The sequence below is a fragment of the Serratia sp. SA088 genome (assembly GCF_049065515.1).
GTDB lineage: Bacteria > Pseudomonadota > Gammaproteobacteria > Enterobacterales > Enterobacteriaceae > Serratia > Serratia nematodiphila.
In genome coordinates, this window is sequence record NZ_JBAKGW010000001.1 from 621840 (window position 1) to 639830 (window position 17991).

23 protein-coding genes are annotated in these 17991 nt (G+C 58.0%); 11 read left to right on the forward strand and 12 right to left on the reverse strand.

What is annotated here, in order from left to right; all coding sequences use genetic code 11:
- Positions 1–3 precede the first annotated feature (3 nt).
- The 12 genes from ACOWVD_RS03080 to ACOWVD_RS03135 all read right to left on the reverse strand — a co-directional run bounded on the left by ACOWVD_RS03080 (position 4) and on the right by ACOWVD_RS03135 (position 9639).
- Positions 4–2109, reverse strand: coding sequence for a DNA polymerase I (locus ACOWVD_RS03080; RefSeq protein ID WP_421105419.1), 2106 nt, complete (start codon positions 2107–2109; stop codon positions 4–6).
- Positions 2094–2579 carry an NUMOD4 domain-containing protein gene (locus ACOWVD_RS03085; RefSeq protein ID WP_421105420.1) on the reverse strand — a complete coding sequence of 162 codons (486 nt, stop codon included), beginning with the start codon at positions 2577–2579 and terminating at the stop codon, positions 2094–2096. The genes ACOWVD_RS03080 and ACOWVD_RS03085 overlap by 16 nt, the downstream gene beginning before the upstream one ends.
- Positions 2580–2659: 80 nt before the next feature.
- The gene (locus tag ACOWVD_RS03090; RefSeq protein WP_046687203.1) at positions 2660–3529 is read right to left on the reverse strand and encodes an SPFH domain-containing protein; all 870 of its coding nucleotides are present in this window, start codon (positions 3527–3529) and stop codon (positions 2660–2662) included.
- Positions 3526–3726 carry a hypothetical protein gene (locus tag ACOWVD_RS03095; RefSeq protein WP_319861142.1) on the reverse strand — a complete coding sequence of 67 codons (201 nt, stop codon included), beginning with the start codon at positions 3724–3726 and terminating at the stop codon, positions 3526–3528. Before ACOWVD_RS03095 ends, ACOWVD_RS03090 begins: the two co-directional genes overlap by 4 nt.
- A 44-nt stretch (positions 3727–3770) precedes the next feature.
- On the reverse strand, positions 3771–4319 hold the full coding sequence (locus ACOWVD_RS03100) for a DUF2815 family protein (protein WP_049273057.1): 549 nt from the start codon (positions 4317–4319) through the stop codon (positions 3771–3773).
- 12 nt (positions 4320–4331) lie between these two features.
- The gene (locus tag ACOWVD_RS03105) at positions 4332–5645 is read right to left on the reverse strand and encodes a DUF2800 domain-containing protein (RefSeq protein ID WP_421105421.1); all 1314 of its coding nucleotides are present in this window, start codon (positions 5643–5645) and stop codon (positions 4332–4334) included.
- Between the two features lie 3 nt (positions 5646–5648).
- A complete protein-coding gene (locus tag ACOWVD_RS03110; protein ID WP_421105422.1) occupies positions 5649–6590 on the reverse strand; it encodes a hypothetical protein in 942 nt (313 codons plus the stop codon).
- A gap of 3 nt (positions 6591–6593) precedes the next feature.
- A complete protein-coding gene (locus ACOWVD_RS03115) occupies positions 6594–7598 on the reverse strand; it encodes a DUF7666 domain-containing protein (protein WP_421105423.1) in 1005 nt (334 codons plus the stop codon).
- Positions 7599–7879: 281 nt separating this feature from the next.
- On the reverse strand, positions 7880–8314 hold the full coding sequence (locus ACOWVD_RS03120; RefSeq protein ID WP_421105424.1) for a hypothetical protein: 435 nt from the start codon (positions 8312–8314) through the stop codon (positions 7880–7882).
- Between the two features lie 11 nt (positions 8315–8325).
- Positions 8326–8508, reverse strand: coding sequence for a hypothetical protein (locus ACOWVD_RS03125; protein ID WP_049233412.1), 183 nt, complete (start codon positions 8506–8508; stop codon positions 8326–8328).
- 13 nt (positions 8509–8521) lie between these two features.
- On the reverse strand, positions 8522–8731 hold the full coding sequence (locus ACOWVD_RS03130; protein ID WP_421105425.1) for a hypothetical protein: 210 nt from the start codon (positions 8729–8731) through the stop codon (positions 8522–8524).
- A 278-nt stretch (positions 8732–9009) separates the two neighbouring features.
- Positions 9010–9639 (reverse strand): LexA family protein, encoded by a 630-nt coding sequence (locus ACOWVD_RS03135; protein ID WP_049207389.1) that lies wholly within the window; start codon positions 9637–9639, stop codon positions 9010–9012.
- Between the two features lie 128 nt (positions 9640–9767).
- On the opposite strand from ACOWVD_RS03135, the gene ACOWVD_RS03140 reads away from it, so the two are divergent.
- The 11 genes from ACOWVD_RS03140 to ACOWVD_RS03190 all read left to right on the forward strand — a co-directional run bounded on the left by ACOWVD_RS03140 (position 9768) and on the right by ACOWVD_RS03190 (position 17988).
- The gene (locus ACOWVD_RS03140; RefSeq protein ID WP_421105426.1) at positions 9768–9992 is read left to right on the forward strand and encodes a helix-turn-helix transcriptional regulator; all 225 of its coding nucleotides are present in this window, start codon (positions 9768–9770) and stop codon (positions 9990–9992) included.
- A gap of 3 nt (positions 9993–9995) precedes the next feature.
- A complete protein-coding gene (locus ACOWVD_RS03145) occupies positions 9996–12245 on the forward strand; it encodes a VapE domain-containing protein (protein WP_421105427.1) in 2250 nt (749 codons plus the stop codon).
- A gap of 290 nt (positions 12246–12535) precedes the next feature.
- Positions 12536–12829, forward strand: a complete 294-nt coding sequence (locus tag ACOWVD_RS03150; RefSeq protein WP_421105428.1) for a hypothetical protein — start codon at positions 12536–12538, stop codon at positions 12827–12829.
- Between the two features lie 65 nt (positions 12830–12894).
- On the forward strand, positions 12895–13305 hold the full coding sequence (locus ACOWVD_RS03155) for an antiterminator Q family protein (RefSeq protein ID WP_421105429.1): 411 nt from the start codon (positions 12895–12897) through the stop codon (positions 13303–13305).
- A gap of 553 nt (positions 13306–13858) precedes the next feature.
- Positions 13859–14203, forward strand: coding sequence for a phage holin, lambda family (locus ACOWVD_RS03160; protein ID WP_013813177.1), 345 nt, complete (start codon positions 13859–13861; stop codon positions 14201–14203).
- Positions 14204–14208: 5 nt separating this feature from the next.
- Positions 14209–14820, forward strand: a complete 612-nt coding sequence (locus tag ACOWVD_RS03165) for a glycoside hydrolase family 19 protein (protein WP_421105430.1) — start codon at positions 14209–14211, stop codon at positions 14818–14820.
- A complete protein-coding gene (locus ACOWVD_RS03170; RefSeq protein WP_421105431.1) occupies positions 14817–15278 on the forward strand; it encodes a lysis protein in 462 nt (153 codons plus the stop codon). The genes ACOWVD_RS03165 and ACOWVD_RS03170 overlap by 4 nt, the downstream gene beginning before the upstream one ends.
- Positions 15275–15640 carry a Gp49 family protein gene (locus ACOWVD_RS03175; protein ID WP_421105432.1) on the forward strand — a complete coding sequence of 122 codons (366 nt, stop codon included), beginning with the start codon at positions 15275–15277 and terminating at the stop codon, positions 15638–15640. The genes ACOWVD_RS03170 and ACOWVD_RS03175 overlap by 4 nt, the downstream gene beginning before the upstream one ends.
- 69 nt (positions 15641–15709) lie before the next feature.
- Positions 15710–15934 (forward strand): DUF2560 family protein, encoded by a 225-nt coding sequence (locus tag ACOWVD_RS03180; RefSeq protein ID WP_020826280.1) that lies wholly within the window; start codon positions 15710–15712, stop codon positions 15932–15934.
- A 10-nt stretch (positions 15935–15944) separates the two neighbouring features.
- Positions 15945–16502, forward strand: a complete 558-nt coding sequence (locus ACOWVD_RS03185) for a terminase small subunit (protein WP_374930231.1) — start codon at positions 15945–15947, stop codon at positions 16500–16502.
- Positions 16483–17988, forward strand: coding sequence for a terminase large subunit domain-containing protein (locus tag ACOWVD_RS03190; protein WP_421105433.1), 1506 nt, complete (start codon positions 16483–16485; stop codon positions 17986–17988). Before ACOWVD_RS03185 ends, ACOWVD_RS03190 begins: the two co-directional genes overlap by 20 nt.
- Positions 17989–17991 lie beyond the last annotated feature (3 nt).

Here is a 17991-nt window from a genome sequence, read left to right on the forward strand (position 1 = left end):
GAATTAGTCCTTCCGATAGTGATAGGCCTCAAACCCACCCGCGTTTAGCGGCAGATCTGGCGCCCATGCGGGGTTAGTGGCGAGCAGCCGGCTTAGCTGGTCGTGGAAGTAGAAATCCCTGTCCGGCGCCTCGGTGATCACTTCATCGTGCACGGTCAGCACGATCTCGTATCCCCTAGCCTCGATAGCCGGCATGTTGCCGGCCAGGACATCGCGTGCGCCGGCCTGGGTGACGTTTTCCACCAGTTTCCCGCCGTAGGTTTTGAGGCGCTGCCATTTGCGCGAGTAGGGGTTAACGCCCATGTAAGTGATATCGCCTTTGACGATGGCGGCGCCGGGGTAGCAGACGACGCGGCCAGATGGGAGAGCGATGCGCAGCCAGGAGCCGTCTTTGCGTACCTTCAACCGCCGGCAGTTGAACTGCTTACCCGGTTGCGCGATGGCGCGGCGCACGGCGTTCTCGAGTTCTGACCACAGGCTGACCGTTTCGGGGTGTGCGTTGCGCCACAGGCGCTTCAGTGAGTCGCATGTGATGAACACGCGTTCGGACAGGCCATAGGTTTTTTTCTGCTTAACCGACGCCTGCCACCAATTTTGCGCCTCTCGCTGGATGGCGATCGGGATGTTCGGCAGCGCGGCATCGGCCAGATCTTCGAGGTCGAGGCCGTATACCAAGGCGAACGTCACGAATGCCGCCACGCCGCCACCAAACCCCAGCCCCAGTTCCATCACCTTGCCGATCTGGCGCATCGCCTTATCGACGTCCTCGGGCGTCATGTTGAACGCGCGGGCATAGGCCAGTTTGTAGAGGTCATGGCCGGCGCGTATTGGTTCGCCGTTCTCGTCGGTGCCGATAACGTTGTCGTAATCTCGGAACGCCTGCAGTTTCCACTCCTCACCGGCCAGCCAAGCGAGGAACCGGCCCTCGATGTTCGACAGGTCGCTGACGACCAGCTTTTTACCTGGCGGCGCCATGATGCAGCCGCGTAGCGCAGAGCTTGTCAATTCCATTATGTTGTCGAACACCAGATCGGCGACGCCGAGTTTCAGTGCCTCGATGCCCTGATCGATTTGTTCCTGATCCAGCGTTGGGCGTGGGAGGTTGTCCGGCTGAAAAAGCCGGCCGGCCCAGCGCCCGGTCCGGCTGGCGCCACAGAACTGTTTGGTTCCACGTAGACGACCGTCGCTGCTGACGGATTTGAGCAGGGCTTTATATTTACTGGTGCTGGTCGTGCACGATGCCAGACGAACCGCCAGCAACTCGCGCAGCGCCACAGGCAGGTCGGGGTCGTTAATACGGCGTTCGAGCGTGCTTTTCTGCATATCAGGTAGAAAGATGCCGAACGACTCTGCAATATGGCGCAGCATGGCGTCGCGCTGCGTGGCCGCCTGCACTTCGCCGTCGGTCTTTTCCTGCGTCAGCTCGGCCAAACGCATCTGCTCAGCGTCCACTGCCGCCAGTGCGCTTTCAGCCAGCACCATATCCATGCACATACCGCGGCGGTTGATGCGCTGATCCAGGCGCCATAGCGCAGTTTCAAAGGCGTTGAGATTCCAGCGCGGCATTTGTTTGTAAAGTAAGCGCATTGCGGCAATATCTGAACCGGCGTACTCGACGAAGCGCTGCCATTCTATCGGGTGAGTATCTCGCGTTGCGCGCCTGATCTTGCTGTTCTTCGGGCGCTCCTTGCAGAAGAGCTGAATCAACTGTTTACCGGCTTTGTCTTTGGACTGGTCGGTCGGCACGTTGAATATTTCGCACAGTTGGCCGAGCGAACCGGGGAGCCCGTGCGCCAGCGCCTGCACCAACGTATCGTGCTGACGCTCCAGCGGGATGTCGACACCCATAGCATGTTGCAGCACAACGGTGTCGAACATGCCGCCGTTGTGCCATACCGTCATGACTCGAGGGTCGTTCAACGCTTTGCGGAGGGCAACCGGCATAGGGGCGCCGGTGGTTAGGTCCCACACGTTGATCGGGCCATCGCCGATCGCCCAGGCGAATAGCATGACCTCGGCGTTTTCGGCGTAGCGATGCGTGCCACAGTTGATCGGCGTCGGGCTGAAGGTTTCTAAGTCCGCGAACAGCGGTTCTAAAGTCGTTTCCATGTTGCCGCCGTCCTATGGTTTACGCCACTGGCTTTCGCCGCTTGGCTAATTGATGGGTAAATCTCACCTGTGACTGGGTGCAGTACCTGTATCGCCTGTCGGTTTAATCCTGTAGCGACAGCATGCCGATGGTTTTCCCGATAGGTAGCCCATTCTAGGTTTATCAATCGGTTATCCAGCTTATTCCCGTTAATGTGGTTAACTGTTTCGCTGGCACCTTCCAAAAAGACTTTCGCCACAAGACTGTGCACCGTTTTGGCTTCGCGGTGCCCGTTCATATGCAGATGGACCAGTGCATAGCCGCTGTTGGTGGTCTGCTGCGCTATGATTTTCGGCTTTGTTTGGCGAAAAGCTTCAACGCCAGTGCGGAGTAAATAGCGTTGCATGAAAGCTATGCTGCGTACTCGGCCAAGATCGCTAACCTCGTAGCGCTCTTCGTAACCCTTAACGGGCTTCCAAATCTCGCTCATAATTTTCTCCTATGCGATGCTTTGGGCAGCAGGCGATCGCCCGCTCTCCAAAACACCCGGCGCGGGGCCGGGCGGAGGGATTATTTGACCTGGATAAATGGCGCGCTGGCGCCGCTGGTCATGTACTGCGGCAATTCGCCGTTCCACTTGCCGATCGCTTCCAGCTGCAGCACTTCAGGGTTTTTGCGAAGCGCTTCGGCGCGCAGCGCGATAGCGTCGGCTTCTGCCTTGGCTTTCACGGTGATCGCTTCGGATTCTGCCTTGGCGCGCAACACGTTGGATTCCGCTTCACCGCGCGCTGCCTCAATGGTTTTCTGGGCTTCGGCTTTGGTCTGGGCGATCTCGTTCTCGCGCAGCAGCGTTTTCTGTGTGGCCTCGATCTTGGCGTTGATGGAGTCGGTAACCTGCTGCGGATACTTCAGATCGTCGGTCCAGCTCAGCTTCACGATGATGATGCCGATCGGGTCGAGCTTGGCCTTAACAGCTTTGGTCACATTATCCAGCAGCTGCGTGCGGCCTTCGCCTGCCAGGGTGCCGATGTCCATCGTGCCGGAGTCTTTGATCAGCGCGTCGGCGATGTTCTGCCGGATGTTGACGCTGGTGATCTCCTCAACCCCCTTGCGGTAGGTCTGGAACACCTTCGAGACCTTGCTCTGGTCAACGTAATACTCGACGCCGACTTTGGCCGACACGCTCATCGAGTCTTTGGTCTGGAAGTTGAACGGCTGATCGTAGACGTGCAGCTGGTTGAAGGTCGGGAACTGGTAAATTTCCTCGTTCCAGGTCAGCCAGTATTTGCCGACGCCAACTTCCTGCTGCTGTACGCCTTTGGTGTCGCCATACAGGTCAACCTTCACGCCGACATAGCCCGCCGGCACAGTGGCGCGCTCGCAGCCGGTGAGGGCCAGGGCGGACAGCGCCAGCACAGCAGCCATAATGATTTTCTTCATCGCTTAAATTTCCTTGTGATAGGGAGGTACAAAAGCCGGTAGGCCACAAAGGCGACCACAGCGGGGAACAGGGCGCCGATCGCGAAACCGAGCAGCACCGCAAAAGAGAAGCGCGCTGAAATCAGCGACGGCACGACGAAGCCGTAGACGGCCGCGGCCATTGCCACGATCAGCAATACCGATAAATAAATTCGCATTCGGGAGAACTCCGCCCCCGGCGCGCGGCCGGGGGAGTGAAGGGTTAAACGAACTCGCCCGCGTCGGTGCCTTCTTCGATATTGTCGAAGTCGTCTTCGCCGGCGACACCGCCGCCCGCAAAGGCGTCGCCATCACGCAGGAACTGCACACCGCCCAGGGAGGCGTTGATGCGTTTGCCGAAGTTGTTGTCCTGTGCCCAGATGTCGATCACTGCGTTGACATAGCAGCCGGCGTAAGGGCGGCCGTCGGCCTGCACCAGGATGGAGTTGTCACGATCTACCACGCGCGGCCGCGCTTTGTTAGAGGCTGAGACGAACTTGTTGCCCGGATAGCCTTCGTATTCGGCTTTCTCGTCGCCGTCGTGCAGGCAGACTTTCAGGGTAGAGCGCAACGTTTTCAGCACGCCGTCGGCCTTAGCGCCCCATTTTTCCTTCGCCACAGCTTCGATTGCCTTCTCGATCTCGGCGACCGCAGGGTGTTTAGGGTCGAAGATGAATGCGGCGGAGAAGCGCGGATCGCCTTCGCCGTTAACGGCTTTTGGTTCGAACAGAGCAGGGAAGGCCAGGCGGACGTTGTTCAATTTCACTTTCATAGGGTGTTCTCCTCAGATAAATTCCGCGGCTGCCTCGACGGCGTCCACGTTTTCAAAGTCGTTTTCGTGATTAATGACCAGCGCAGGGCGCGGATCGGATTCGGGGGCGACGGCGGGCTTGCCATCGGCGCGGGTGATCAGTGCTTCAACTTTCGTCCAGCGGCGCGGCTTCTCCTTCTTGATCAGCTTCTCGGCCTTGGTTGGGCTGATCAGCTTGAAGTCGAACACTTCCTCGTTCTTGTAGCGGAAGGTGTCTTTCAGCAATGCGCGCGCGGCCTCTTCATCACTCCAGGCACGGTTACCTTGCTTGCCTTCCACCAGTTTGAACCCCGGCACAGCGTGTCCGGCGGCCAGTTCGCTGTTGACGCGCCCACGCAGGCCTTTGCAGAAGCTTTCGATCGCGTCCACGTTTTGGTAGAGCGCGGCCAGTTCTTCTGGTGTCAGCACCGCGACGCGCTGCCCGGCGGTGGCCAGCTGCGGCGCCAGCGGCTGGGTGAGGTCGACGAAGTCGCCAGCCATCGTGTCGAGGTGATGCTGCGCTTCGGCTTTGCACAGGCCGCCGGCCGCTTTGCACCAGCGACATTGTTTTTCGCCCGGGTTGAATACGTCGGCCGGCAGCGTGTCGAGGCCTTCGCACTCGGCAATGTTCGCCGTGACGATGGCAGCGGCGGCGGCCTCGCGCGCCTGTTCGCCAAACGCACGCAGTTCCTCGACGCTGATCGCCCATTCTGATTCGTTGCCGATCCGCGGCTGGTGAATGAACATGCGGACGGTTTCGAAGTCCTGCAGCATTCCGAACTGCTCCAGCGCGCCGAGGGCGTATAGCTGCAGCTGCTTGTTGTTCACCGCGTCCACCTTCACGCCGCGTCCGAACTTCAGATCGTGCACCTGCAGCTCGGTAGGGGTGATGATGACGGCGTCGGCGGTGCCGAACTGCTCAGGTACGCCGACCACATCAGAGAAATCGACGCGCTGTTCAACCAGCAGGCTGTTGCCGTCGGCCAGCGCCCATACCGTATCGACATAGCGCTGCACGAACTCGGCCATGTCGTCAGTGACCTGCGGCCCGGCGCTGCCTTCACCTTTTGCCAGCGGATAGGTGCCGATGTAGTCGGTGGCGTTCTGGCCGCCCTGGAGCTCAATGCCTGCCAGCGTCGGGTCCAGCCGGTTGCGCAGGACGATCTCCGCCAGCGCGTGCGCTGCAGTCCCCTCCAGCGCGAACTCGGAACCTTCGTCAACCAGTCCGGCTTCCATCGCCAGGCTGCCGGCGCAGTTCATCCATTTTTCAGCCCCTGAGGGGCTGAGTCGTACATGTTGCTCAGGCATGAATCACGCCTCCAGGGATTCGGCCAACTGCTCCAGCGCCGCCACAACGTCTGGCAGTTTTTCTTCCGGGCAGTCGGTGAGTTTTTTCAGGCCGAACAGATCCAGCGTTTTGCGCAGGTCCGCCGGCGCCTTCGGTGCGATTTTCTGGATGATCAGCTGTTTGCCCTTATCCAGCAGCGCGGCAGCGTCCGGCGCTTCGGCCCCGGCGGTAGTGGTTACCGTCTCGGTGTTTTTGCCTTTGGCCGATGCCTTCGGCTTGGCAGGCTTCACGTCGGCGCGCTTCTCTTTCGTGGTGTCCAGCAGCAGGTCGGCGTAGGCGCGGCGCTCGGTGATGCCCGGCAGCGCGTCCCAATGCTCAACCATCTGCAGGGCGAGGTCGAACACGCCAGCACCGTGCAGTTTGGTCGCGCGGTCAACGCCTTTCAGCGCCATCGTCAGCGCGTCGATCTGCGCGTCGATCTGCGCGTCACGCTCTTTGCCGTCCGTCGTTTCCACAAAGTGGGTGGCGTATTCCACCATTTCAGATGTGAGCTCCGCCGCCGGTTTAGCGCCATAGATAACGGCCAGCGCCACAGCGACCGGCAGCGGCTGGTCTTCCAGGGTAACCGGCTTGACCTGTGTTTTTTCGGCTTCTGCCTTCAACTGCTGGAACTGCGCTTTGCCGATTTCGACATAACCATCGGAAAGCATGCTGTCGCGTGCCGACTCGGTGCCCACCTGATTTAACGCGCCGTCGGTGGTGCGTCGCAGGTAGAACGGCCCTGCGCTGTCTTTCTTATCGACAGGCGTTTCGGCTTTTGGCTGGTGCGGGGTGTCCGCGGTGAAGGTTTTGCCGCTGGAGAAGGCGCTAACCAGCTGCGCCAGCAGCGTGTTTTGCCGTTCGGCCAGTTCGTTCTGCCGAGTGAGCAGCTTGTTGTTTAATTCGAGATTTGATTCCAGGCTCATTGATTACTCCTCAATTTCTTCAAACTGGCCGTTTTCGTTCAGGGTGTACCAGGTGTTTGGCTTGATGCCGTTTTCGCCCACCTTGCTGGCACGGATGTGGATAAGTTCGCCTTCATCGTTGCGATAGCAGAGAACAAGCGCGCTGTTTTCGGATGCGCGGGCTTTTCCTTCGATGCCGAAGGCGGCGGCGACGGAGTGAGATCCGCTTACCTCGGCCGCCGAGCGGTTGCCGGTGTTGCTGGCCGCCGAGTAGTCGCCGGTGTTGCTGGCCGCCGAGCGGTAGCCGGTGTTGCTGGCCGCCGAGTAGTCGCCGGTGTTGCTGGCCGCCGACTGGTAGCCGGTGTTGCTGGCCGCCGASTGGTMGCCGGTGTTGCTGGCCGCCGAGCGGTAGCCGGTGTTGCTGGCCGCCGAGCGGTAGCCGGTGTTGCTGGCCGCCGAGTAGTCGCCGGTGTTGCTGGCCGCCGAGTAGTCGCCGGTGTTGCTGGCCGCCGAGCGGTTGCCGGTGTTGCTGGCCGCCGACTGGTAGCCGGTGTTGCTGGCCGCCGAGCGGTAGCCGGTGTTGCTGGCCGCCGAGTAGTCGCCGGTGTTGCTGGCCGCCGACTGGTAGCCGGTGTTGCTGGCCGCCGAGTAGTCGCCGGTGTTGCTGGCCGCCGAGCGGTAGCCGGTGTTGGTCTGTTCTAACGACTTGTCAACCTTGCTCCAGATCCACTCAATCGCGCGGGTCACCATTTGGTGCATGGATATTTCCGCCTTAATTGTGATAGTGGCGCTGGCGATCTTGCTGTCGCCGCCATCTTCACGACTGACCTCACCGGTGGCGATGGTCTCGGCGTAACGGCTTTCCGCTGGCGGGTAGTAGCTGAAGCAGTCGAGCGGGTATTCGCAGGAGTGGAAGCCGCCTGAGCATGCTTCCACCTTGCCTTTGTGCTCGAACGTTTTGCCCATCTCGAACTGAAAGCCGCGGCAGGTGAGGTCTTGCTTGAAACCCTTATAGGTAGTGATTTGCATTCTGCTATCTCGCTAAGTGGAGGATGAAAAAGGCAACGCACAGCAAAACCAGCGGGTACAGCAGGCCGCGCGTTTTCGGGGTGTGAAAATCCGCACCAGTCACGCGGTGACGGTGTTGCATCTGTTTCAAGGAATTCATGGGGAAGGCTCCTTTTGCTATCGGGGAGCGCACCCGCCGCCAGCGGGCGAGGCATAGCGGTTAACCGGATGCGCTTTCAGATAGAAAAAAGCCCCGGCGAGCGGGGCAAAGACTACACACACAGCAATGGACGATTCAGGGCTCAAGCAGTTAACAGCAATTGGCGCAGGAATTTACGCGTTGTGTCTCGTTGCAGCTTTCCGCGGCTGCGCTGTTTCCCTTCGCGATTGATAGGAGTTGGGTTCTGGCGCCGCCAATCAACTTTCCGCTGATAATCTTCGTCGGATAGCTTCTCGGCCTCCGCAAGAAGCTGTTTCCATCGGTCGTCCGTCAGGGTTTTCCCTGTTGAAAGCAGATAGGCCCACCCATAGGCAATTTTATCGAAGTCGCAAATTTTCCCGTAGTCGCCGAGATACCATTTAACGTGGGAGTATTTGCCTTCAAAGAAGGTGATCCGGCCCAGGGAGACAGTTCCGTCTTTCACAAACCCGCGAATGTAGTCAGGGTGGCCGGTTGGCTGGACATTTACTGTCAGTCCTAATCGAGCCATCGCTGCTACAGTGGCTTTTATATCCATTGTGCATGCCCTCACGATCGGATGGTTTTCGGCAGCAGCCCGGCTTTTGCCAGCTCGGCCATGATCTTCTTGCGCAGGCCGTCTTTGGCGGCCGACAGGTGGAAACCGGCGCCGGCATAGCGCACGAACACGGTGGCGCCAGACACTTCAGCGCAGCCGCTGACGCCTGAATGGATGAAATGTAGGGATTTCATGGTGCGGTGATCCTTATTCGGCGGAGGCTTGTTTCTGCGCTTCGCGCTCGGACATCTCTTCGTGCGCTTTTTGCATGTCGTGTAGAGCTTTTACGCGTTGGGCGGCAGGGAGATAACGGAACATTTCAACAGCGCAGCCCCTCAAACCGCCCTCGAGATCAGCGGTCATGGTAGGGAGCCACATTTTTACCTTGGCGCTATACGGCGCCTTTTTAATTGCCATGGCTTTTTCTCCTCAGTGGTCTTAATGAAGCGCCCCACAGGACGCTTGATAAGTTCACTTCAAAGAACTTGGTACCGGTCGGTCCCTCTCGGGGCCGGGAAGTGATTACGTCGCTCACTCCGGGGCGTGGTGCCTTTTGTTTTCTGTATTGCGTTTTGTGTTATTTATATTGCGACCTGTGTTTTGGGTTGTCAACACGAAATGTGTATTATTTTTGTAAGGACGAAAAAATACCCGCGGAGTGCGGGTATTCAGTTGGCAGGGGGCGGGCTATCTTGCTAGCGTTTACGACGGTGGATTCGGTGCTCGACCATAGTGCCAATGATTTGCACGTGTTGCTGCTCAGAATCAATCGTCGGGTAGTCGGGATTCAAGGGTACAAGTTCGAAAGCTCCATTAGCTTTAGGGCGATACTTCTTAAAAGTTGCCTCATGATCACCGTTCTTAGCTACTACGAACTCTCCTGGCATGGGTGCTATTGCGGGGTCGATTATGATGGTATCACCTTCTCTAAATTCCGGCTCCATCGAATCACCTTTTACTCTCAGCGCAAAGCCAAGCTCAGAAATGTTCTCGTCAAATACGATGGTTGTTTCGATTTCATCGGGGAAGAACAGGCTATCGGCCTCTGTAAAGGCGCCAGCCTGGACATAGCTGACTAGCGGGATATTTCGTCCTTTCTGGTGCATAAAAACTGCGTTATCCGGGGTGCCGAAAAGTAACTCCCCTGGGCTAACTTTTAATGCGCTGGCGATCACCACTGCATCCTCTACGTTCACCTTACGAGCGCCGGTTTCGTAGTTACCCACCCGGGATTGATATTCCCATCCGCATTTCTCAGCTAACTCCGCTTGGCTTAGTTTCAGGTTCTCCCTGAGTCGCTTAATGCGCTGTCCTACCGTTTCCATATATTTCCCTATTGCAGTATTGGCGTGTGTTTTGCGTATTTTAACACGTGATGTGTATTTTAAAATCCGCGTTTCGTGTTGCTTTCAAAACACGTAATGTGGTTTACTCCGCGTTAGGAGGTACACCTATGAACAACATTTCTACTTTACGAAAAAGCGTTGGTGCTACGCAGCAGCGTTTAGCTGACAGTCTGGGATGGAAACAGTCTCGGATTGGTAACTATGAATCCGGCATTCGTACGCCTGATCTGTACTCTTGCCGCAGGATCGTGGAGGCTCTGAACGCGTTGGGGGTTGAGTGCTCGCTGGATTCAGTATTCCCCCCTAAAAAGTCGACTGAAGAAAAGGCGTAGCCCATGCAGAAAAACTACGGGGCGACGCCCGACGAGTGGGCACGTGCAGCGGCCTTGTTCGGTGCCAGTAACCTGATACCAATAGCGCCGGAAGGTGAACTCTCTCCTGCGTCACGCCTGGACCCCAAAGATGTGGGTAAAGTGCCCAGTGTGTACAACACTGCCGGCAAGATCGCGGGGTTCAAAGACTGGACTTCCCACGAAGCTACGCCTGCCGAGATAGATAGATGGAAGCGGCGCGGGTACAACATCGGCCTTATCCTGGGGCGCGATGGTGGTGATGGAACGGCTTTATGCGCCGTCGACGTTGATACTGCTGTTGCCGACTATCAGGATAAGGTCTATGACCTGCTTGCCGGCGTCACCGGCATGATCTTGCCTTACCGTGGTCGTGATAACAGCGAGCGTCGCGCTTATATCTTACGGGCTCCCGCAGATGTAATGGCGCGCCGCGCCCATATCCTCCCTGAGGAGGACGGCAAAAAAGCGGCTGTCGAGTTCCTGGCGAAAGGGCAGCAAGTTGTTATCCACGGGCAGCACCCTTCTAAGGGGCGTTATCAGTGGATCGATAACCCGATGATCGGTATGTCACACGAGTTGCGGCTCTCCGATATCCCAACGCTGACCGGCGAGCAGTTCGCTGAGCTGTGGGTGGCCATCGCCAAAGAGCTGCCCGTGATCGACAGCACTGTCGCCCGCGCAGGGCGCCAACGTGACCTGTCCGATATTGACCCCAGCGCCACCGACGATGTGGCCGACTATCTGGATGCCAACGGCTGGACTATTTCTGTTAGCGCTGACGGATCTCGGAACCTTCTACCTTTCCGTGACGAGTCAGAGTACAGCAATGGCTGCAGCGAAACGTCGATCAAATATTTCCCAGCCGGCACCGGCGGTTTTCAGCAAGGGCATTTCGTCAGTCTGCACGCTACCGACACCGGCTTAACCGACGCTGACTGGCTTGACGGCTACGGTGTTCGCGACAACGACTTCGACGTGGTGCCCACGGATACCGGCGAAGAGTACTTGCCGCTACCGGCCTTCTCCCGTGACAAAAACGGGCAGATTGAGGGAACTATCACCAATGTGCTGCTGGCGCTGCGTAGACCCGATCTCTGTGGCGTGCAGATCCGCCTCGACGAATTCCGCAACGAGGTCATTCTGACCACACCACGCGGTGAGCACCTGCTGCTGCGCGATGAGTATTACACCAAGATCCACGAAACGCTCGAATGCAAACTCCAGTTTAAGAAATTCCAGGAGACAGAAATCAAACGGTCCGTGCGCCTCATCGCCTACGAAAACCGGTTTGATTCCCTCAAAGATTGGCTTAGCCAACTGCCTGCATGGGACGGTGCGCCGCGCATTGACTCTTTCTTCTGCCGTCATTGGGGCATCGACTCGTCGGCCTACAGCAAGGCGGTGGGGCGCTACTGGTGGACGCTGCTCGCTGGACGCGCACTGGAACCTGGCATCAAGGGTGACATGGCGGTGGTGCTTGTCAGTCAGCAGGGCAAGAACAAGTCAGAAGGGATCCGCGCGATGGCACCAACGCCAGAGCACTACATGGAACTGGACTTCGAAAAGCCTGCTGCCGAGCGCGTGCGTGAGATGCGCGGGCACAATGTTATCGAGCTGGGCGAGATGCGCGGCATGAACAAGGCCGGCATCGGCGCCGTGCGCGTCACCATATCAACGCGGGCTGACCGCAACCGCGGACTGTACCGGGAGCACTACGACACGCTGCCGCGCCGGTGTGGGTTCATTGCCACGGTGAACACTGACACGCCGCTGACCGACACTGAGGGCAACCGCCGCTGGCTGCCGATGACAATCCCCGACGACATAGACGGTAAGCACATCGCCGCGCAGATAGCCACTGAGCGCGAGCAGCTATGGGCAGAAGCCGTTCAGGTGTTCAAGGCTGAGGGGATTGCGTGGGAGCGTGCAGAGACGCTGGCCAAGACCGTGCTGGGCGACTACGAGGTGAAAGACGACGTATGGGTGTCGTGCATTGCTGAGTGGTTGGAGGCCGAATCTACCGAGCTGAACGACAGCACACTCGTTAAGAACTGCGACCGCGTACCGCTGACCTCCAAGGACCTGCTGGTCGAAGCAATTGGCTTTAAGGCGCCGCAGGTAAAACGCGGGGACGAAATGAAGGTAGCCAAAATCATGAAGGATCTCGGGTACAAGACACGGCAGTTACAAACCCTGCCAGGCAAGCCACGGCATTGGGAAAAGCGCGGTTAGCTATTAACTTTAACTTGCAGAAATTTGCAAACAGCTACTCAACCTTACTCAACCATGAACACTAGGTTGAGTAGTTAAAAAGGCAATATAAATCATTTGGATACTCAACCTACTCAACCTACTCAAGTAAAAATTAATACTTACATATGCGCGCACATACGCACGCACCCATGCAGGAGTATAAAAAATTTTCAAAAAGGTTGAGTGGTTGAGTAACTGGTTGATGTTAATGTGAAAAGTGCGAATTCAACCTCATCAGTTAAGTCGCAAGGTTAAGTTAGGAGAAGATTATGGAGAAATTTCAAAGGGTTCACATGCCCTACGGCATTCGAGAAGTGAAAGACGGTCTTTGGGAGCTCTTCAACCGGGACTATAACGCCCTCGGGGAGCCGTTCAAGTTCGCAAGAAAACTCTCGGCAGCAACGGTTAAGGCATTGTCGGTGGGTGGCAGCGCACCTGGGGAAGGAGGAGGGCTGCAAACTATTTGGTTCTATGCCGACGGCAGCGTGCCTACCGACAAAGACGAACATTGGCAGACGTACAGCGCCAAATTGCAAAAATTAGCAAGTTTGAAAGTTGAGTAAAACCAACGAGTAAAAATTTGCAGGTTTGATTAGATTTGATGAGGTTGGATTAAATGCGCAGAAATATGCAAGAAGTTTTAGAGCGATGGGGTCGCTGGGCGGTCAGTGAAGAAAAATGCACGTCGGTGGACTGGCCCGCAATGTCTGTAACTCCAGGGCAGGCTGTGCTCGGCGGTGGCAAATCGTGCAGCGATGACGACGGGCTGATGATCGACGGCTGCATCGCCAAGTTGAAGACCGTGCGCCAGGAGGACGAGATTTTGATGCTCGGCCTGCGCTACATAGCCCGCATGCCGCAGCGCGACATTGCCGATGCTACCGGCGCATCTCGGTTGTTCGTGCGGCAGCGCCTGCAGGCCGCCGAGGACTTTGTGGAAGGGTGCCTGGCGATGCTCGACCTGCCGCTGGACATGGATCCGGAAGTGGTCGAAACAAAAATACTTGCGGGCGCCCAGAATCCTATGCTATACAGATAACGTGCAAGAGTTGTAAATGCACACCGACCTCGTAAAACACGGCCTCGCTTCGGCGGGGCCTTGTCGTTTCTGGCGCCCAAAAACCAGAAAACCTCTCAAAACAGCCGCTTCAGCCATAAAATCGGCTATGCAAAATGCACCCTGTTTTATGCACGGTTTATGCAGTCCGTTTTCCGCCGTATTGCCCAGAAGATTGCACAAAACACGCAGCTCGCCACGAACGCGCGGTGAGTGCTGTTACGGCGGTGCGCGTAAGGTTCATTATGTTAAATAGACCCCGAAATCGATAATTTTCAATGCCGAGCGCCATCCGAATAACTTCGTGTCCCGAAGCAACGTAGGGGTTGGTGTCGGTTCCTTGGTGGATGGCGCTCCGCATTGAAAATATTGGCAGGTTCACAAGGCGTGGCGTGTGCAAATTGGGGCTCACGCTTGACGGTTCGATTCCGTTGCTTGCCACCAACCCATTCACAGCCCTGGCTACCCGCCGGGGCTTTTTCGTTTCTGGAACCCGCCGAGCTGGCCGCGCGCCGGCAGGGGGAGGGGCATGAAAATGAACAACCCTCACAGCTGGCCCGACTGGATCGAGCTGCTGCAGTCCTGGTGGCGCGGAGAAACGCCTATCGGGGGTGTGCTTATGTCGATCACGATAACCATTCTGCGCGTTGCCTACACCGGCGGCGGTTGGCGCCAGATGCTGCTTGAAGGCGCGCTCTGCGGCGCGCTGACTTTGACAGCGGCGTCATGCATGGGGCTTATCGGCTTACCGCCGGCGGCGACTATCGCCCTGGGCGGCGCCATTGGCTTCATCGGCGTTGAGAAGGTGCGCGGCGTTCTGATCCGCGTGCTGAACCAGCGTTTCGGCGTCAGCGACGACAACAGCAAACCGCAGGCGTAATCACCATGACACAAGACAAATTTCAACAGGCGGCTGGCATCAGCGCCGAACTGGCCGCGCGCTGGTTTAAGCCGATCACCGCCGCTATGGCTGAGTTCGGTATCACAACCCCAGTGCAGCAGGCTATGTTCATTGCCCAGACCGGGCACGAGTCGCAGGGCTTCACCCGGCTGGCCGAGTCGTTCAACTACACGCCGGCGGCGCTGCTGACAACGTTCGGCAACCGCATCAGCCGTGACCAGGCCGCGATGCTCGGCCGCACAGCAGAACACCCGGCGCGGCAGGAGGCGATCGCCAATCTGGTTTACCAGGGACGCTACGGCAACAAGCTGCCGGGCGACGGCTGGAAGTTTCGCGGCCACGGCCTGATCCAGATCACCTTCCTCGACAACCACAAAGCATGCGGCAAAGCGCTGGGTCTCGACCTGGTCGCCAATCCCGATCTGCTGACGGTCGATGTGAACGCCGCTCGCTCGGCAGGCTGGTACTGGCAAACGCGCAACATCAACCAGGTGGCGGCCGATGTCCGCGAAGCCACCCGGCGCATCAACCCGGCGCTGCATGCTCTCGACCAGCGCACAGCGCGCTACAACCGCGCTATTGCGGTGCTCGTATGACATGGCCGCTACCACATTGGCTGGTCGCTATCGTGGCCGTGGTGCTCTGCCTGCTGGCGTATTTCGCTATCAGCAATCAGGCGCTGCGCCACGAGCGCGACAAATTGCAAACGGCCAACAGCCAGCTTTCTGGCCAGCTCGACTGGCAGAACGGCACACAGCGCGCGGTGGCTGCCATCGACGAACACCGCACCCAGGAACTGAACGATGCCAAGAATCAAATCGATGTTCTGCAGCGTGCTGTTGACGCTGGCGCTCGCAAGCTGCAGCTCGCCGCCACGTGCCCAACCACCGGCGCCGCCGGCGTGGCTAATGCAACCGGCCCCCGACTTACTGACGCCGCTGAGCGGGATTATTTCCGTCTCCGAGAGCGAATCGAAACCGCCCGCAGCCAGATAGCAGGCCTGCAGGACTACATCCGCAATGTGTGCCTAACCCCTACGAGGACTAACCCATGACCGAACAGGCCATTGAACAAGCAATTCAGGCCGCGGGTAAAACCGCGCCGCGCGTCACCCCCGCACGAATCGAGAGCATCATCGTCGGTGAACACTACTTCACCGCCGCAGACGGTGTTCAGGGCGGTTACGCCAAGAAGGCAGAGCGTTACAGCCCAATTCCGGTGCCTGAGTCCCTCTGCTTGTTGACGTTCTGCGTGCTGGAACTGGCCAACGGCTTCACCGTAACCGGTGAATCTGCCTGCGCCTCCCCGGAGAACTTCGACCCAGAGATCGGCCGCAAGATCGCCCGAGAGAACGCGCGCAATAAAATCTGGCAACTGGAAGGTTATCTGCTCAAACAGCAGTTGCATGTCGCCTAACGCGCATTACAGAAGCCCTTCGCCGAGGGGCTTCGATAATGACAACCCGCCAATCACGAGGACTCACCAATGGCAGAACTTACCGACCAGCAAAAGCTGCGCCTCAGCATCCTGTCGCTGGTGCAGAACGACACCGCCGCGGCGCAGGAGGCAATCGACTATATCGCCGATGACTCCCTAAAGCTGGAGCTGTTCAACCGCCAGTATGCGCTGGCACAGGCTGAACAAACTCCGTTGACCCGTACGATTAAGGCGATCCAGGGCGTGAAAGACGCTTTGCCGCTTTTCCAGTGAGGTGACCCCAGTGGCAAAACTCAAGGACAAAAAAGAGCTTTTTTGCCGCGAATACATCATCGATCTGAAAGCAGCGCCGGCGGCCGAGCGGGCAGGGTATAGCGCCCGCTCAGCCTGCAACATTGGCCCGCGCCTGCTGAAAGAGCCAGAAGTCCTCGCACGCATCGACGAGCTGAAGCGCGAACGCATTTCGCAGCTGGGCATCGATGCCAATTACGTGCTGCTGCGCCTGGTGGAGATCGACCAGATGGACGCGGCGGACATCTTCAACAACGACGGCAGCATCAAGCCGATCGTGGACTGGCCGGCGGCCTGGCGCCGCTACCTCAGCGGCTTTGATCTGGCCGAAATGTTCGAGGGCCGCGGTGAAGACCGTGAAATGGTCGGTTTCCTTAAGAAAATCAAATGGCCTGACAAGGTTAAAAACCTTGAGCTGATTGGCAAACACATCAGCGTGCAGGCCTTCAAAGACAAGATCGAGACTGAAGACGTCACCCCGCCGGCTAATCGCGAGGTGCGCCAGTCGCGCATTAAGGAGTTGCTAAGCCGTGGTAGACGCAGCGATTGACATCGACGACCTGACCGACGAGGAGCAGGCCGAACTGCTCGCATTGTTGGAAGAGGAAGACGAGTATCGCCGCACACATCTGCTTTACGAGTACAGCCCATATGCTAAGCAGCGTGAGTTTTTGGACGCTGGCGGCGAGTACACCGAGCGCTGTTTCATGGCCGGTAACCAGTTGGGCAAATCCTTCACCGGTGGCGCCGAGGTGTCGTTCCATCTCACCGGACGCTATCCGGGTACTACGGGCTACCCCGAAGACGGCGCTTATGCCGGCAGCTGGCAAGGCCGCCGGTTCAACGAGCCGGTAGTGTTCTGGGTAGGTGGCGAGACCAACGAAACCGTTACCAAAACCACCCAGCGTATTCTCTGCGGGCGTATCGAAGAGAACGACGAGCCAGGCTATGGCCTGCTCCCGAAAGAAGACATCATCAGCTGGAAAAAATCGCCATTCTATCCGAACCTGGTCGATCACCTGCTGGTGCGCCACCATTCGCCGAATGGCGTCGAAGATGGCATGTCTATCTGTTACTTCAAACCGTACTCGCAGGGGCGCCAGCGCTGGCAGGGTGACACGGTGCACGGCGTCTGGTTCGATGAAGAGCCGCCGTATGCGATTTACTCCGAAGGCCTGACGCGTACCAACAAATACGGGCAGTTCTCGCTGCTGACGTTCACCCCGCTGATGGGTATGTCGCAGGTTGTTGAGAAATTCATCAAGAACCCGAGCAAGGCGCAGAAAGTGGTCACAATGACCATTCACGACGCCGAGCACTACACCGACGCCGAGCGCGAGCGGATCATCGAATCGTACCCGGAACACGAGCGTGAAGCGCGTGCCAAGGGCATTCCGACGATGGGCAGCGGGCGAATCTTCCAGATCCCCGAAGAAACCATCAAGTGCCAGCCGTTTGAATGCCCGGGGCACTTCTACGTCATCAACGGGCAGGACTTTGGCTGGGATCACCCGCAGGCGCATGTGCAGCTCTGGTGGGACAAAGACGAAGACGTGTTCTATCTGGCGCGCGTGTGGAAGAAAAGCGAGAAGACGGCGACGGAAGCCTGGAGCGCCGTTAAAGCGTGGTCCTCTCGCATTCCTGTAGCGTGGCCGCACGACGGGCATCAGCACGAAAAAGGCGGCGGGGCACAGCTTAAAACACAGTATGCCGACGCAGGTTTCCTGATGCTGAAGGAGCACGCAACCTTCGCCGAGGGCGGTAACTCTGTTGAATCTGGCCTGACTGAACTTCGAGACCTCATGCTGGAAGGCCGCTTCCGGGTGTTTAACACCTGCGAGCCTTTCTTCGAGGAGTTCCGGCTCTACCACCGCGACGAGAACGGCAAAATATCGAAGACAAACGACGACGTCATTGATGCCGTGCGCTACGCCTACATGATGCGTCGATTCGCGCGGATGATGCGCGATATCAGAACACCCAAAGAGAAAAAAATCCCAGCGCCAATTCGGCCGATCCAACGTCCCACGAGGTAGATG

What these genes read in the sequence shown, in the direction of transcription:
- ACOWVD_RS03080 (WP_421105419.1), bottom strand. Translation starts at nt 2,109, where the DNA reads ATGGAAACGACTTTAGAACCGCTGTTCGCGGACTTAGAAACCTTCAGC.
- ACOWVD_RS03085 (WP_421105420.1), bottom strand. Translation starts at nt 2,579, where the DNA reads ATGAGCGAGATTTGGAAGCCCGTTAAGGGTTACGAAGAGCGCTACGAG.
- ACOWVD_RS03090 (WP_046687203.1), bottom strand. Translation starts at nt 3,529, where the DNA reads ATGAAGAAAATCATTATGGCTGCTGTGCTGGCGCTGTCCGCCCTGGCC.
- ACOWVD_RS03095 (WP_319861142.1), bottom strand. Translation starts at nt 3,726, where the DNA reads ATGCGAATTTATTTATCGGTATTGCTGATCGTGGCAATGGCCGCGGCC.
- ACOWVD_RS03100 (WP_049273057.1), bottom strand. Translation starts at nt 4,319, where the DNA reads ATGAAAGTGAAATTGAACAACGTCCGCCTGGCCTTCCCTGCTCTGTTC.
- ACOWVD_RS03105 (WP_421105421.1), bottom strand. Translation starts at nt 5,645, where the DNA reads ATGCCTGAGCAACATGTACGACTCAGCCCCTCAGGGGCTGAAAAATGG.
- ACOWVD_RS03110 (WP_421105422.1), bottom strand. Translation starts at nt 6,590, where the DNA reads ATGAGCCTGGAATCAAATCTCGAATTAAACAACAAGCTGCTCACTCGG.
- ACOWVD_RS03120 (WP_421105424.1), bottom strand. Translation starts at nt 8,314, where the DNA reads ATGGATATAAAAGCCACTGTAGCAGCGATGGCTCGATTAGGACTGACA.
- ACOWVD_RS03125 (WP_049233412.1), bottom strand. Translation starts at nt 8,508, where the DNA reads ATGAAATCCCTACATTTCATCCATTCAGGCGTCAGCGGCTGCGCTGAA.
- ACOWVD_RS03130 (WP_421105425.1), bottom strand. Translation starts at nt 8,731, where the DNA reads ATGGCAATTAAAAAGGCGCCGTATAGCGCCAAGGTAAAAATGTGGCTC.
- ACOWVD_RS03135 (WP_049207389.1), bottom strand. Translation starts at nt 9,639, where the DNA reads ATGGAAACGGTAGGACAGCGCATTAAGCGACTCAGGGAGAACCTGAAA.
- ACOWVD_RS03140 (WP_421105426.1), top strand. Translation starts at nt 9,768, where the DNA reads ATGAACAACATTTCTACTTTACGAAAAAGCGTTGGTGCTACGCAGCAG.
- ACOWVD_RS03145 (WP_421105427.1), top strand. Translation starts at nt 9,996, where the DNA reads ATGCAGAAAAACTACGGGGCGACGCCCGACGAGTGGGCACGTGCAGCG.
- ACOWVD_RS03150 (WP_421105428.1), top strand. Translation starts at nt 12,536, where the DNA reads ATGGAGAAATTTCAAAGGGTTCACATGCCCTACGGCATTCGAGAAGTG.
- ACOWVD_RS03155 (WP_421105429.1), top strand. Translation starts at nt 12,895, where the DNA reads ATGCAAGAAGTTTTAGAGCGATGGGGTCGCTGGGCGGTCAGTGAAGAA.
- ACOWVD_RS03160 (WP_013813177.1), top strand. Translation starts at nt 13,859, where the DNA reads ATGAACAACCCTCACAGCTGGCCCGACTGGATCGAGCTGCTGCAGTCC.
- ACOWVD_RS03165 (WP_421105430.1), top strand. Translation starts at nt 14,209, where the DNA reads ATGACACAAGACAAATTTCAACAGGCGGCTGGCATCAGCGCCGAACTG.
- ACOWVD_RS03170 (WP_421105431.1), top strand. Translation starts at nt 14,817, where the DNA reads ATGACATGGCCGCTACCACATTGGCTGGTCGCTATCGTGGCCGTGGTG.
- ACOWVD_RS03175 (WP_421105432.1), top strand. Translation starts at nt 15,275, where the DNA reads ATGACCGAACAGGCCATTGAACAAGCAATTCAGGCCGCGGGTAAAACC.
- ACOWVD_RS03180 (WP_020826280.1), top strand. Translation starts at nt 15,710, where the DNA reads ATGGCAGAACTTACCGACCAGCAAAAGCTGCGCCTCAGCATCCTGTCG.